We start from the raw sequence: 13,575 nt of genomic DNA, 5'->3' as shown, positions 1-13,575 counted from the left end.
CCCCCGCGCCCGGATCGGATCGCTGCGCGATCCGATCCGCCGGCACAGCCGGCCAAACCGGGCTGATCAGAAGGGAACGTCGTCCGTGGCGGAGACAAAGCGGGCAACCACCTTCTTGGGGCCAGCCTTCTCGAAATCCACTTCCAGCTTGTCGCCCTCGATGCCGGTGATGGCGCCATAGCCGAATTTCTGGTGGAACACCCGCTCGCCCAGGGTGAAGCTGGAGGTGGCGGTGAGGTCGATCACCTGATGCTTGCTTTCCTTCGGCTGCGACAACCCGCGCTGGCCCGCGCGGGCTTGCATCCGTTTCCAGCCGGGGGAGTTGTAGCCGTCGGCCTGCGCCATTTTCTCCTCGATGGTGGAGCGGACCTGCCCTGTCCCCATGGATCCGCCGGGCGCGGCAGCGCCGTAGCCGCCGCCATAGAGACCCGGGGGCGTCAGCACTTCGACGTGCTCCTCTGGCAGCTCATCAATGAAGCGGGAGGGCAGCTGCGATTGCCACTGGCCGAACACCCGGCGGTTGCCGGCAAAGGAAATGGTGCAGATTTCCTCCGCCCTTGTGATGCCGACGTAGGCAAGGCGGCGTTCTTCCTCCAAGCCTTTCAGGCCGCTTTCGTCCATCGAGCGCTGCGAGGGGAACAGGCCATCCTCCCAGCCCGGGAGGAAGACCGCGGGGAATTCGAGGCCCTTGGCCGCGTGCAGGGTCATGATTGAGACCTTTTCGTCCGCGTCCTGCTTGTCGTTGTCCATCACCAGGCTGACATGTTCGAGGAAGCCCTGCAGGTTCTCGAAAGATTCCAGCGCCTTCACCAGTTCCTTGAGGTTTTCCAGGCGGCCCGGCGAGTCCGGGTTTTTGTCGTTCTGCCACATGGCGGTGTAGCCGCTCTCATCCAGGATGATCTCGGCCAGCTCCATATGGGTCATGCCGGCGTCGCCCGCCATGCGGCCCCAGCGGGCGATGCCTTCGACCAGCTGGCGCAGGGCGCCGCCGCCCTTACCCTTGATCTGGCCGCTCTCGACTGCAAGCCGCGCACCCTCCACCAGTGAAACGCCATTTTCGCGGGCGATGCCTTGAATGGTCTGCTGCGCCTTGTCGCCGAGGCCGCGTTTCGGAGTATTGACGATGCGCTCAAACGCCAGGTCGTCGTCGGGCGAGACCACGACACGGAAATAAGCCATGGCATCGCGGATCTCCATCCGCTCATAGAAGCGCGGGCCGCCAATCACGCGGTACGGCAGGCCGATGGTCAGGAAGCGGTCCTCGAACGCGCGCATCTGGTGGGAGGCGCGGACCAGGATGGCCATGCTGTTGAGGCCGATGGGCGACTGGCCGCGGGTGCCGCGCTGCATCGCCTCGATTTCCTCGCCGATCCAGCGGGCCTCTTCCTCGCCGTCCCAATGGCCGATCAGGCGGACCTTCTCGCCATCGCCGGCCTCGGTCCACAGCTCCTTGCCGAGACGGCCCTGGTTGCCGCGGATGACGCCCGCGGCGGCGGCGAGGATATGGCCGGTGGAACGGTAGTTCTGTTCCAGCCGCACCACCATGGCGCCGGGGAAATCCTTTTCGAACCGCAGAATGTTGCCGACCTCCGCGCCGCGCCAGCCGTAGATCGACTGGTCATCGTCGCCGACACAGCAGACGTTCTTGTGCCTGCCGGCCAGCAGCCGCAGCCACAGGTACTGGGCGACGTTGGTATCCTGGTATTCGTCCACCATGATGTAGCGGAACCAGCGCTGGTACTGCTCCAGCACGTCCGGGTGGTTCTGGAAGATCGTCACCATGTGCAGGAGCAGGTCGCCGAAATCCACCGCGTTCAGTTCGCGCAGGCGGGTCTGGTACTGTGCATAGAACTCGGTGCCGCGGCTGTTGTAGGCGCTGGCGTCGCCGGCCGGCACCTTGTCCGGCGCCAGGGCACGGTTCTTCCAGTCGTCGATGATGCCCGCCAGCATCCGCGCGGGCCAGCGCTTGTCGTCGATGCCCGCGGCCTGGATCAGCTGCTTCAGCAGGCGGATCTGGTCGTCGGTGTCGAGAATGGTGAAGTTCGATTTCAGCCCCGCCAGTTCTGCGTGGCGGCGCAGCAGCTTGACGCAGATCGAGTGGAAGGTGCCGAGCCAGGGCATGCCCTCGACCGCCTGGCCCAGCATGGCGCCTACCCGCTCCTTCATCTCGCGGGCGGCCTTGTTGGTGAAGGTCACCGACAGGATCTCGTTCGGGCGCGCCCGGCCGGTGCTGAGGAGATGCACGATGCGGGTGGTCAGCGCCTTGGTCTTGCCAGTGCCCGCCCCCGCCAGCATCAGCACAGGGCCGTCGAGGCATTCCACCGCCTCCCGCTGTGCCGGGTTGAGGCTGTCCAGATACGGCATCGGCCGCGCCTGCATGGCGCGGGCCGACAGCGATGCGCCCTCAAAGGCGTCCATTTCGTCGAAACTGCTCATGCCGCGACCCTAGCCTGATTCAGCCGCGGCGGAAAGAGGACGTTCACAGTCTGTTCACCCTGAATTTGCAGCCCATGCCGCCCAACCGGCCGGTCAGGTTAAGTTGCATTGTCTTTATTCTTCATGACCTGCAGCGGGTTATCTTTACCTTTTAACAGGGGCAAATCGCGATCCTACCGCAAAATCCGCCAATTTTGGGATTACGAAATGACAAACCGCCTGGCCAGGACATTGCTCCCCCAGTTCAAAGCATACTCTCTTTTCTTTGCCCTGCTCGCCGTGGCCGCTTTGGCCGCCTGGGCCGTGCTGACGGTGCCCGCCCCGATTGTCGACCGGATGCTGGAGGCGGACCTTCGCAAGCAGGCCGGCACCTGGCGGCGCGCCGTTCTGCTGCACCTCTCCAGCAGCGAGGATACCTTTGTCCTTGGCGATTTGACCGAACGAGACACCGAGTATCTGAGCCTGATGCCGAAAACCTCGGACGTGTACCGGCTGAACCTGTTCGAGGCGGACGGCACCATTTTCTGGTCCACCCGGGCCGAGAACATTGGCGACCGGAACACCAAGCCGTATTTTCAGTCCACCGTTTCCAAGGGCGTCGTCTATTACAAGCATGAGGAAAAGCCGGCAACCGAAGTTGACGGTCTCATGACGGCGGTCAATCCGGACGGTTCCATCCCTGTGCGCGAGGTGGCCGAGGTGTATTCGCCGGTCATGCACGAGGGTATCTTTATCGGCGCCATCGAATTTTATTCGGACATCACGGAGGTCAGGAACACATTCATCACCCGGGTCCGGTTTTCGCTTGCCCTGATATCGATCGTCACGATTGCAGCAATGACCGTTGTCACCATTGTTGTTTTCAAGACCAACCGCCGCACCATGCGGCAGGTGGAGGAGCGTTCTGCCAAGGATCACGAGGTCATGGCCAACCAGATGCAGCTCGCGCGCGAAGTGAAGCTGCTGGGCGAGCTGAACGAATGGCTGCAGTCCTGCCGCTCGCTCGACGAGCTGTTCAAGATGGTATCGGAATTCATGAGCCACCTGCTGCCGGATGCCGAGGGCAGCGTCTATGTGTTCTCCAATTCGCGGGACGTACTCGACGGCTGCGTGAGCTGGAACGGCGGCAGCCACAAGGATCACATCCACCCCGGCGAATGCTGGGGCCTGCGCCGCGGGCGCACCTATGAGTTCGGCTCCACCGAGGTGGCCTTTACCTGCGAGCACGCGGAACCCCATGACGGGCGGCCTTATTTCTGCTTCCCGATCCTGGCGCATGGTGAAACCGTCGGCCTGATGCATTTGCGGGCGCGGCCCAGCCGGGCCGGGGACTTTACCAGCTGCAAGCAGCTGGCGCAGATGTGCGCCGAGCAGATCAGCATGGCCATTGCCAATGTCCGGATGCGCGACCAGCTACATGACCAATCCGTGCGCGATCCGCTGACCGGTCTATACAACCGCCGCCATATGACCGACAGCCTGCGCAAGCTGATCCACGCCAGCGAGCTGCGCGGCACGGCGCTGAGCGTGGTTGCCGTGGACGTCGACCACTTCAAGAAGTTCAATGACAACCATGGCCACGATGCAGGCGACATGGTGCTGCGTGCGGTTGGCTCAGCATTGGAAAAGGCCTGCGACGGGGATGAGGTGGCTTGCCGCCCGGGCGGCGAGGAGTTCACCCTGATCCTGCCGGGGGCCACGCCGGAAGATGCGGTCACCCGGGCCGAACTGCTGCGGCAGCAGGTTGAGGAAATCACCGTGCGCTACGGCGAGAAGAACCTGCCGCGCATCACCATTTCCGCAGGCGTTGCGCATTTCCCGAGACACGGGCTGATCCCGCAGGAACTGCTGCGGGCTGCGGATGACGCGCTGTATGCGGCCAAGGCCAAGGGCAGGAACCAGATCTGCGTCTCCAGCCCGGGCGACAGCGGCGGCCAGGCCGAAGCGGACACGCTGCCTGCCCTGCCGAAAGCCGGCTAGGGCCTTCCCAAGCCTGCGCGGGGGCTGGACATTTTCCGCCCCCGCACTCCAAATGCACGGATGGATCTGCATCAGCGCTACCCCGGCCTCGACGATTTGAAACGCCGCGCCAAGGCGCGGCTGCCGCGGTTTGTCTGGGATTACCTGGACAGCGGCACCGGTGCCGAGCAGGCCCGCGCCCGCAACCGCACGGCGCTGGACCGGATCCGTTTTCTACCGTCCATCCTGCACGGGCCGATGGAGCCGGATCTGAGCACCGGGTTCCTGGGCGCGCCGCAGGCCCTGCCCTTCGGCATCGCCCCGGTGGGCATGTCCGGGCTGATCTGGCCGGATGCCGAGGCCGCGCTGGCGCGCAGCGCCGCCGCGGCGGGCATTCCCTTTTGCCTGTCCACCGTGGCCAGCCAATCGCCCGAGGATCTGGCGCCGCATCTGGGCCAGGACGCCTGGTTCCAGCTGTACCCGCCCAAGGACGAGGGCATCCGCGCCGACCTGCTGGCGCGGGCCCGGGATGCGGGGTTCAGGACGCTTGTGCTGACGGTGGATGTGCCCGCCGCCTCGCGCCGGGAGCGGCAGACCCGCTCCGGCCTGACCCAGCCGCCCAGGCTGACCCCGCGGCTGCTGGCGCAGATCGCGATGCGTCCTGCCTGGGCGCTTGGCATGGCGCGGAACGGGATGCCGCATATGCGGACCCTGGACAAATATATCTCCGGCGCGCAGGCGAACCTGCCGCCAACGGCGCATATCGGCTATTTGCTGCGGACCTCGCCCGATTGGGACTATGTGCAGTGGCTGCGGCGCAACTGGGACGGCCCTTTCGTCATCAAGGGGGTGCTGCGGGCGCGGGATGCCAGGCGGCTGGAAGAGGCCGGGGCCGATGCGGTGTGGATCTCCAACCACGGCGGACGCCAGTTCGATGGCTGCCCCGCCGCGATAGATCTGCTGCCGGAGATCCGGGACGCCGTGCAGATCCCGCTGATTTTCGACAGCGGTATCGAGGGCGGGCTGGACATCATCCGGGCGCTGGCGCTGGGGGCGGATTTCGTCATGCTGGGCCGCGCCTACCACTATGCGCTGGCAGCACTTGGCGCAGATGGCCCGGCGCATCTGACGGACATTCTGGCCAAGGACATGCAGGCCAACATGAGCCAGCTGGGCGCGCCGGACCTAGCGGCGCTGAAGACGCTGGAGCGGTGGCCGCCAGCGGCAGGATGAACCGTTGCGCGGCGCGGTTCAGGCGGTTTTCTCAAGCCGCTCGAAGGCGGCCAGAAAGCCGCGCACGGCCGGACGTACGGCGGTTCCGCTGCCGCGGCCGGGACTGTTGACCGGACTCAGCTTCTGCAGCGAAAACACGTGCTTCTGAACCGGCTTGGGCAGCCCATGCGGTTCGGAGACGGCCATCCGCCACTCCGGAAACGCCCGAGCAGGTGCCGCTTGGCTGACCAGCACCCGGATATTGCCGTGCCGCGGGCCGGAACTGATGCGGTGAAACAGCGCAGCCAGCGCCTCGGCCGGACCTTCGATCACCTGCAGGAACCACCCCTTGCGGCCGGCCAGCATGCCGGTCACATCGGCGGCGGCGTTGGATGTCCGCGCGTTCTCCACGATCACGGCCTGCTCTTGGCTGGACATGCCGCGCACGGCTTGGCTGACGTAAATGAGATGGTGCATGTTTACTCTCCTTGGCAGCAGCCGGCGCCGGGGCGCGGCTGGTTTCTGAGGGCAAGCGATTGAACCCAAGCCTATTTTCGGCCTGGCCGGAGGAGCGCCGGCAGCCGCTGTCTCGGAAGGTCAGAGGCTGGCTCTGCGGTTGCGCCAAGCTGAGCATTCCCGACCCGAAGTTGAGCGCGCTGGCCGAATGCGGGCCAGGCAGGCGGCCGCCCCCTGGTCCCGCGGTTCTGATCAAACGGGGCAAGGCCCGTTACAAAGCGGAAAAAACCGCCATCCGAAATGTAACAAAAATCCAAAAACAGGCCGCTTGAGAGCGCAATCATGCCGGAAATACCCAGAACTACGGTTGTGCGGATCGCTAATATCCGCCTAACACTGCACCAACTTGCACGGACCCCGAGGGTGACATGACCGACTTCAAAAAAATCCTGATTGCCAACCGTGGCGAGATCGCGATCCGCGTGATGCGCGCAGCCAACGAAATGGGCAAACGCACCGTCGCCGTCTATGCCGAGGAGGACAAGCTCGGCCTGCACCGGTTCAAGGCGGATGAAGCCTACCGGATCGGCGAAGGCATGGGGCCGGTGGCGGCCTATCTGTCGATCGACGAGATCATCCGCGTCGCCAAGGAAAGCGGCGCCGATGCGATCCACCCCGGTTACGGCCTCTTGTCGGAGAACCCGGATTTCGTCGATGCCTGCGCCCGCAACGGCATTACCTTCATCGGCCCCAAGGCCGAAACCATGCGCGCGCTTGGCGACAAGGCCTCGGCCCGCAAGGTGGCAATCGCGGCCGGCGTGCCGGTGATTCCGGCGACCGAGGTGCTGGGCGACGACATGGACGCGATCCGCAAGGAAGCGGCCGAGATCGGCTACCCCTTGATGCTGAAGGCCTCCTGGGGCGGCGGCGGGCGCGGCATGCGTCCGATCCACGCCGAGAAGGAGCTGGAAGAGAAGGTGCTGGAAGGCCGACGCGAAGCGGAAGCCGCTTTTGGCAACGGCGAGGGCTATCTGGAGAAGATGATCACCCGCGCCCGCCACGTCGAGGTTCAGATCCTGGGCGACAAGCACGGCGAGATCTATCACCTCTACGAGCGGGACTGCTCGGTCCAGCGCCGCAACCAGAAAGTGGTCGAGCGCGCCCCTGCCCCGTACCTGAGCGACGCGCAGCGCGCCGAGCTGTGTGACCTGGGCCGCCGCATCTGTGCCCATGTGAACTATGAATGCGCGGGCACCGTCGAATTCCTGATGGATATGGAATCCGGCAACTTCTACTTCATCGAGGTGAACCCGCGGGTGCAGGTGGAGCATACCGTGACCGAGGAGGTCACCGGCATCGACATCGTGCAGGCGCAGATCCTGATCGCGGAAGGCAAGACCATTGCCGAAGCCACCGGCAAAGCCAGCCAGGATGAGATCCAGTTGCACGGCCACGCGCTGCAGACCCGGGTGACCACCGAAGACCCGCTGAACAACTTCATCCCGGATTACGGCCGCATCACCGCCTACCGCTCTGCAACCGGCATGGGCATCCGCCTGGACGGCGGCACCGCATATGCGGGCGGCGTGATCACCCGCTACTATGACTCGCTGCTGACCAAGGTGACCGCCTGGGCGCCGACGCCGGAGAAGGCAATTGCCCGCATGGACCGCGCGCTGCGCGAGTTCCGGGTGCGCGGCGTGTCGACCAACATCGCGTTCGTCGAAAACCTGCTGAAGCACCCGACCTTCCTGTCGAATGAATACACCACCAAGTTCATCGACGAGACCCCTGACCTGTTCCAGTTCAAGAAGCGCCGCGACCGCGGCACCAAGGTGCTGACCTATATCGCGGACATCACCGTGAACGGCCACCCGGAGACCGAAGGCCGCCCGGCGCCTGCCGCGGACCTGAAGGAACCGCGCGCGCCCAAGGCCGAGCCGGGCAACCTGCCCTATGGCACCCGCAACCTGCTGGAGCAGAAGGGCGCCCAGGCGGTGGCCGACTGGATGAAGGCGCAGCGGCAGCTCTTGCTGACCGACACCACCATGCGCGACGGCCACCAGTCCCTGCTGGCAACCCGGATGCGTTCGATCGACATGATCAAGGTGGCGCCGGCCTATGCGCAGAACCTGAGCCAGCTGTTCTCGGTGGAATGCTGGGGTGGTGCGACCTTTGACGTGGCCTACCGCTTCCTGCAGGAATGCCCCTGGCAGCGCCTGCGCGACCTGCGCGAGCGGATGCCGAACCTGATGACCCAGATGCTGCTGCGCGCCTCCAACGGCGTCGGCTACACCAACTATCCGGACAACGTTGTGCGGGAGTTCGTGCGCCAGGCGGCGGAGACCGGTGTCGACGTGTTCCGCGTCTTCGACTCGCTGAACTGGGTCGAGAACATGCGCGTCGCCATGGATGCCGTGGTCGAAAGCGGCAAGGTCTGCGAAGGCACCATCTGCTATACCGGTGACATCCTGGACCCGAACCGCGCCAAGTACGACCTCAAGTACTATGTCGGCATGGCCAAGGAACTGGAAGCCGCCGGCGCCCACATCCTGGGTCTGAAGGACATGGCGGGCCTGCTGAAGCCGGCCGCTGCCCGCCAGCTGGTCAAGGCGCTGAAGGAAGAGGTCGGCCTGCCGGTCCACTTCCACACCCATGACACCTCGGGCGTGGCCGGTGCCACCATCCTGGCAGCGGCGGATGCTGGCGTCGATGCGGTGGACGCGGCCATGGACGCCTTCTCCGGCGGCACTTCGCAGCCTTGCCTGGGCTCCATCGTCGAGGCGCTGCGCAACACCGACCGCGACACCGGTATCGACATCGCCAAGGTGCGCGAGATCTCCGGCTACTGGGAGCAGGTGCGGGCGCAGTACGTGGCGTTCGAAAGCGGCCTGCAGGCCCCGGCTTCCGAGGTCTACCTGCACGAGATGCCGGGCGGCCAGTTCACCAACCTGAAGGCGCAGGCGCGCTCGCTGGGTCTGGAAGAGAAATGGGCCGACGTGGCGCAGACCTATGCCGACGTGAACCAGATGTTCGGCGACATCGTGAAGGTGACCCCCTCCTCCAAGGTGGTTGGCGACATGGCGCTGATGATGGTCTCCCAAGGCCTGACTCGTGCGCAGGTCGAGGATCCCAAGACCGACGTCGCCTTCCCCGACTCGGTGGTCGACATGATGCGCGGCAACCTGGGCCAGCCCCCGGGCGGCTTCCCGGACAGCATCGTGTCCAAGGTGCTGAAAGGCGAAGCGCCGAACACCGAGCGCCCCGGCGCGCATCTGGAGCCGGTCGACCTGGAGGCGGTCCGTGCCGATCTGTCCAAGCAGCTGGAAGGCTTCAAGGTCGATGACGAGGACCTGAACGGCTACCTGATGTATCCCAAGGTGTTCCTGGACTACATGGGCCGCCACCGCCAGTACGGCCCGGTGCGCACCCTGCCGACCCGCACCTTCTTCTACGGCATGGAGCCGGGCGAGGAGATCACTGCCGAGATCGATCCGGGCAAGACCCTGGAAATCCGCCTGCAGGCGATTTCCGAGACCGACGAGAAGGGCGAGGTGAAGGTCTTCTTCGAGCTGAATGGCCAGCCCCGCGTGATCCGGGTGCCCAACCGTCTGGTCAAGGCCTCGACCGAAGCGCGCCCGAAGGCACAGGCCGGCAACCCGAACCACGTTGGCGCGCCGATGCCGGGTGTCGTGGCGACCGTCGCGGTGCAGCCGGGCCAGAACGTCAAGGAAGGCGATCTGCTGCTGACCATCGAAGCGATGAAGATGGAAACCGGCATCCACGCCGAGCGCGACGCAACCGTCACCGCGGTGCATGTCCAGGCCGGCGGCCAGATCGACGCCAAGGACCTGCTGGTCGAGCTGGAATAATCCAGCCGGAAAGCGCTAGAGTTGAAGCTGCGGCCAGTCCTTGGCCGCAGCTTTTTTTATGGAGATTCAAATGTTCAGGCCTCTGATTTTAGCCACGCTACTGGCTTCTGCCCCTGTTGCCGCCTTCGCCGGGGATCCAATCATTCAGTTTGAAACGGAGGACCCGGAAATGAACGCCGCCATCGGCTCGGCGCAAAGCTCGATGGATGCCTTTTTCGCCCATGTTCTGGACGGCCAGGGCAATGCGGCTGGCGGTGCGTTGGTCAAGGTGGCCCTGGAGACCAGCTATGGCCACGAGAACATCTGGGTGGACCAGTTCACCCTTGCAGCCGGCGGCGGCATGACCGGCAAGCTGGCCAATGAACCGAATGATCTGCCAGGCAAGCACTTTGGCGACACCGTGAAGTTCGACCGGGCAAGCCTGCGCGACTGGAGCGTTTTCATAAACGGGCAGCTCTACGGCAACTTCACCACACGGGTGATGATACCGCATCTGGACGCGGACAGCCGGGCCCAGCTTGAACAGGTGCTGTCGGTCAATCCTGTGCCTCAGGGCTGGTAGATACGGCAGCCAGCGGCAGCGCCCGGCGGGCCAAGCCCGCCCTGGGAGCCTGATAGGCTCCCGTTCCGCAGGGGGGGTGTTCGAAGAGTACGTTGCTGGATCAGGCGTTGCGGGCGGCGAATTCAGGCAAGGTGACGGTTTCGACCTGCACCGGCTTGATCCCCTCGGCCTGCCCGGCCACGCTGTCCGCCTCCGGCGCATTGGCGTGGCGTGCCCCTTGCACCAGAAGCCCGGCCGCGATTGCTGAAGCCAGGCTGGTGATCCGCAGAACATCTTTCCAAAGCATGGCCAAAATCTCCCTTTGAAAATCCGGTTGTTTGGGGGTGAAACGCGCGCGCCCAGCGCTTCCGTCGCGGCCCTGGCGGATTTTTTTCGCTGCGCACCGTTTTTCCACTTGCAGCCGGCGGGCGGAGACCCTATTTCACCGCTCACCGGATGGCAGCGCGGGCGTAGCTCAGGGGTAGAGCATTACCTTGCCAAGGTAAGGGTCGTGAGTTCGAATCTCATCGCCCGCTCCATCGGGAAACGGACAGGCCGCCCTTCGGGGCGGCCTTTCGCTTTTCCGGGAATCCGCATAGTCTGGCCGGGTGCAGAAAACCTTGTGCGGAATCGCTTTACCGCCTAGGAACAGAGCAAGAACAGATACGGGCGGGCAGAGCAGAATGCTGACATCGGTAGAACTATGCGCAGGTGCGGGCGGCCAGGCCCTTGGGCTGGAGAAGGCAGGCTTTGATCACACCGCGCTGGTTGAGATCGACAAGCACTGCTGTGCCACCCTGCGCCACAACCGCCCCGCCTGGAACGTGCTGGAGGAGGACGTGCGCAAGTTCAAGGAGGTTGCGGGCGACTACAAGGGCATCGACCTGCTGGCGGGCGGCCTGCCCTGCCCGCCGTTCTCGGTGGCGGGCAAGCAGCTGGGCGAGAAGGACGAGCGCAATCTGTTCGACGATGCGATCGAGATCGTCGATGCCACCCGCCCCCGCGCCGTGATGATCGAGAACGTGCGCGGCTTTCTGGATGCGGTGTTCCATGACTACCGCGAGAAGCTGAAGAAGCAGCTCTCGAAGCTGGGGTATGAGACCGACTGGCGGCTGCTGAATGCCTCCGACTTCGGGGTGCCGCAGCTGCGGCCGCGGGTGGCGATTGTTGCCCTGCGCAAGGAGTTTGCCGGCCAGTTCAACTGGCCCGAGCCGCTGCCGCACAACCCGCCGACCGTTGGTGCCACCCTCATCGACCTGATGAAGGAACGCGGCTGGCGCGGGGCCGATGACTGGGCCGCCAAAGCCGATGAAATTGCGCCGACCATCGTCGGCGGCTCCAAGAAACACGGGGGCCCGGATCTGGGCCCGACCCGCGCACGGCGTGCCTGGGCGGCGCTTGGCGTTGAGGGACGCACCATCGCTTATGAAGCGCCGGATCCGTTCCACAACGACATGCCGCGGCTGACGGTGCGGATGGTGGCGCGTATCCAGGGCTTCCCGGATGCATGGCATTTCACCGGCGCCAAGACCAATGCCTACCGCCAGGTCGGCAACGCTTTCCCGCCGCCGGTGGCCGAGGCGGTGGCGCGGGAGCTGAAGGCGGCGATTGCCAAGCCGAACCTGCATGCCGTTCGGGCGTAGCAACAGAGCGTTAAGGGCAGTGCCCGGCCGCGGGCGGAAACGAAGTGCCCGCCCATGGGGGCGGTCGGGCACTGCCCGGCGTGCCGCCGGGCGGGAGATCCGCATTTGAAACAGAAGCTCCCAGACACCCTTGTGCTTCCCGGCCATCCGGACTTCGGCACCCTCTTCCCGCTGGCGGAAGAGATCACCACCCGTGCAGGCGGCGCGCTGGCCCTCGAATACGATGTGCCGCAGATGCTGCGTCAGTGCATCGACGATGTGATCATGACGCCCAAGACCGGGCGGCGCGCCTATGAGGAGCTGGAGAAGACCGAGAAGACCTATATCGGCACCCGGGTGGAGATTGAGCTTCGGGCGCTCTTGCGCTTGCGCAAGGGGCGGCTGGATACCGAGATTCTGGGCCAGGATGTCGACATCAAACACACCATGGGCGGCAACTGGATGATCCCGACCGAGGCGCTGAACTGCGCCTGCCTGCTGGTCGCCGCCGACGAGGTGCGGGCACGCTGCTATCTGGGCCTGATCATCGCCCGGCCCGAGTACCTGACGCAGGGCCAGAACAAGGACGCCAAGCGCAGCATCTCCGCCGAGGGTTTCCGACATATCCTGTGGCTGCTGAAGGACCAGCCCTACCCCGCCAACTTCTGGCGCACCGCGGATGAGGCGGCAGTGCAGCAGATCTTTGCCGGTGAGACTGGCAACGAGCGGATGGCACAGCTGTTCCGGCTGATCCAGCGCCGCCCGGTTCCCCGCGACGTGGTGGAGGCGGTGGCGCAGCAGAAGGATTTCATGCGCCGGATCCGGGCCGATGGCGGCCACGGCACCCGTGACATGCTGGCACGCGAGCAGATCGTGCTGCTGGAAGGCCAGAAGGATGCCCAGCTGATCAAGGCGCTGGGGCTGCCGCCCTGCCCGGCCAGCGCCTTCATTTCCTGCCGGATTGAAAGCAGCTACCATGCCCGCATGGTGGAACAATCCAGGCACAAGGTGGAATGGCCGACAAGCTGACTCCGGAACGGCGCAGCGCCAATATGGCCAAGATCCGCGCCAAGCACACCAAGCCGGAAATGCTGGTGCGGCGGATGGTGCACGGGATGGGCTTCCGCTACCGGCTGCACCGCAAGGACCTGCCCGGCAAGCCGGATCTGGTGTTCGGCCCGCGCCGCAAGGTGATCTTCGTGCATGGCTGCTTCTGGCATCTGCATGAGTGCCGCGACGGGCGCATTCCCGCGTCCCGCCGCGATTACTGGGAGCCGAAACTGCTGCGCAATGTTGAGCGCGACGCCGAACATCTGGCCGCGCTGCAAGGCGCGGGCTGGCAGGTGCTGACGATCTGGGAATGCGAGACCAAGGACCTTGGCGCTTTGGAAAACCGCCTCGCGGACTTCCTCGAAACCGGAGAATAACGCTTATCCACAGATACTTGCGCGAGGTTCGAAATTTCCTCTTGCAGCCC

Annotated in this window: 10 protein-coding genes and 1 tRNA gene; 8 read left to right on the top strand and 3 right to left on the bottom strand. The window is 64.9% G+C overall.

From position 1 onward, the window contains the following. Positions 1–66: 66 nt before the first annotated feature. A complete protein-coding gene (locus tag ACFMBG_RS10325) occupies positions 67–2,436 on the bottom strand; it encodes an ATP-dependent helicase (RefSeq protein WP_421054607.1) in 2,370 nt (789 codons plus the stop codon). A gap of 207 nt (positions 2,437–2,643) precedes the next feature. Between ACFMBG_RS10325 and ACFMBG_RS10320 the strand changes: the two genes are divergently transcribed. Both ACFMBG_RS10320 and ACFMBG_RS10315 read left to right on the top strand, forming a co-directional pair. Continuing rightward, the gene (locus tag ACFMBG_RS10320; protein WP_421054606.1) at positions 2,644–4,416 is read left to right on the top strand and encodes a sensor domain-containing diguanylate cyclase; all 1,773 of its coding nucleotides are present in this window, start codon (positions 2,644–2,646) and stop codon (positions 4,414–4,416) included. A 60-nt stretch (positions 4,417–4,476) separates the two neighbouring features. Next, a complete protein-coding gene (locus ACFMBG_RS10315) occupies positions 4,477–5,628 on the top strand; it encodes an alpha-hydroxy acid oxidase (RefSeq protein ID WP_421054605.1) in 1,152 nt (383 codons plus the stop codon). A gap of 18 nt (positions 5,629–5,646) precedes the next feature. On the opposite strand, the gene ACFMBG_RS10310 is transcribed toward ACFMBG_RS10315, so the two are convergent. Beyond that, positions 5,647–6,084: a BLUF domain-containing protein gene (locus ACFMBG_RS10310; RefSeq protein WP_421054604.1), complete on the bottom strand. Its 438-nt coding sequence runs from the start codon at positions 6,082–6,084 to the stop codon at positions 5,647–5,649. A gap of 407 nt (positions 6,085–6,491) precedes the next feature. Here ACFMBG_RS10310 and ACFMBG_RS10305 point away from each other — a divergent pair, with 407 nt between their 5' ends. After that, on the top strand, positions 6,492–9,935 hold the full coding sequence (locus ACFMBG_RS10305; RefSeq protein WP_421054603.1) for a pyruvate carboxylase: 3,444 nt from the start codon (positions 6,492–6,494) through the stop codon (positions 9,933–9,935). 169 nt (positions 9,936–10,104) lie between these two features. After that, positions 10,105–10,497 carry a DUF2314 domain-containing protein gene (locus ACFMBG_RS10300; RefSeq protein ID WP_421054602.1) on the top strand — a complete coding sequence of 131 codons (393 nt, stop codon included), beginning with the start codon at positions 10,105–10,107 and terminating at the stop codon, positions 10,495–10,497. Positions 10,498–10,597: 100 nt separating this feature from the next. On the opposite strand, the gene ACFMBG_RS10295 is transcribed toward ACFMBG_RS10300, so the two are convergent. Further along, positions 10,598–10,783, bottom strand: a complete 186-nt coding sequence (locus ACFMBG_RS10295) for a hypothetical protein (protein ID WP_421054601.1) — start codon at positions 10,781–10,783, stop codon at positions 10,598–10,600. Between the two features lie 157 nt (positions 10,784–10,940). On the opposite strand from ACFMBG_RS10295, the gene ACFMBG_RS10290 reads away from it, so the two are divergent. From ACFMBG_RS10290 to ACFMBG_RS10275, 4 genes are all read left to right on the top strand, one after another. Next, positions 10,941–11,015: transfer RNA gene (locus ACFMBG_RS10290), tRNA-Gly, on the top strand. Positions 11,016–11,159: 144 nt separating this feature from the next. Continuing rightward, entirely contained in the window at positions 11,160–12,119 is a 960-nt protein-coding gene (locus ACFMBG_RS10285) for a DNA cytosine methyltransferase (RefSeq protein WP_421054600.1), read from the top strand. 105 nt (positions 12,120–12,224) lie between these two features. Continuing rightward, a complete protein-coding gene (locus ACFMBG_RS10280; protein ID WP_421054599.1) occupies positions 12,225–13,127 on the top strand; it encodes a NaeI family type II restriction endonuclease in 903 nt (300 codons plus the stop codon). Continuing rightward, on the top strand, positions 13,112–13,525 hold the full coding sequence (locus ACFMBG_RS10275) for a very short patch repair endonuclease (RefSeq protein ID WP_421054598.1): 414 nt from the start codon (positions 13,112–13,114) through the stop codon (positions 13,523–13,525). Before ACFMBG_RS10280 ends, ACFMBG_RS10275 begins: the two co-directional genes overlap by 16 nt. Positions 13,526–13,575: the final 50 nt, after the last annotated feature.

It is taken from the genome of Leisingera coralii, assembly GCF_049056525.1.
GTDB lineage: Bacteria > Pseudomonadota > Alphaproteobacteria > Rhodobacterales > Rhodobacteraceae > Leisingera > Leisingera coralii.
The sequence above is the reverse complement of the archived record's forward strand: the minus strand, read 5'-3'. Positions and strand labels throughout refer to the sequence as shown.

What these genes read in the sequence shown, in the direction of transcription:
- ACFMBG_RS10325 (WP_421054607.1), bottom strand. Translation starts at nt 2,436, where the DNA reads ATGAGCAGTTTCGACGAAATGGACGCCTTTGAGGGCGCATCGCTGTCG.
- ACFMBG_RS10320 (WP_421054606.1), top strand. Translation starts at nt 2,644, where the DNA reads ATGACAAACCGCCTGGCCAGGACATTGCTCCCCCAGTTCAAAGCATAC.
- ACFMBG_RS10285 (WP_421054600.1), top strand. Translation starts at nt 11,160, where the DNA reads ATGCTGACATCGGTAGAACTATGCGCAGGTGCGGGCGGCCAGGCCCTT.
- ACFMBG_RS10300 (WP_421054602.1), top strand. Translation starts at nt 10,105, where the DNA reads ATGAACGCCGCCATCGGCTCGGCGCAAAGCTCGATGGATGCCTTTTTC.
- ACFMBG_RS10275 (WP_421054598.1), top strand. Translation starts at nt 13,112, where the DNA reads ATGGCCGACAAGCTGACTCCGGAACGGCGCAGCGCCAATATGGCCAAG.
- ACFMBG_RS10295 (WP_421054601.1), bottom strand. Translation starts at nt 10,783, where the DNA reads ATGCTTTGGAAAGATGTTCTGCGGATCACCAGCCTGGCTTCAGCAATC.
- ACFMBG_RS10315 (WP_421054605.1), top strand. Translation starts at nt 4,477, where the DNA reads ATGGATCTGCATCAGCGCTACCCCGGCCTCGACGATTTGAAACGCCGC.
- ACFMBG_RS10305 (WP_421054603.1), top strand. Translation starts at nt 6,492, where the DNA reads ATGACCGACTTCAAAAAAATCCTGATTGCCAACCGTGGCGAGATCGCG.
- ACFMBG_RS10310 (WP_421054604.1), bottom strand. Translation starts at nt 6,084, where the DNA reads ATGCACCATCTCATTTACGTCAGCCAAGCCGTGCGCGGCATGTCCAGC.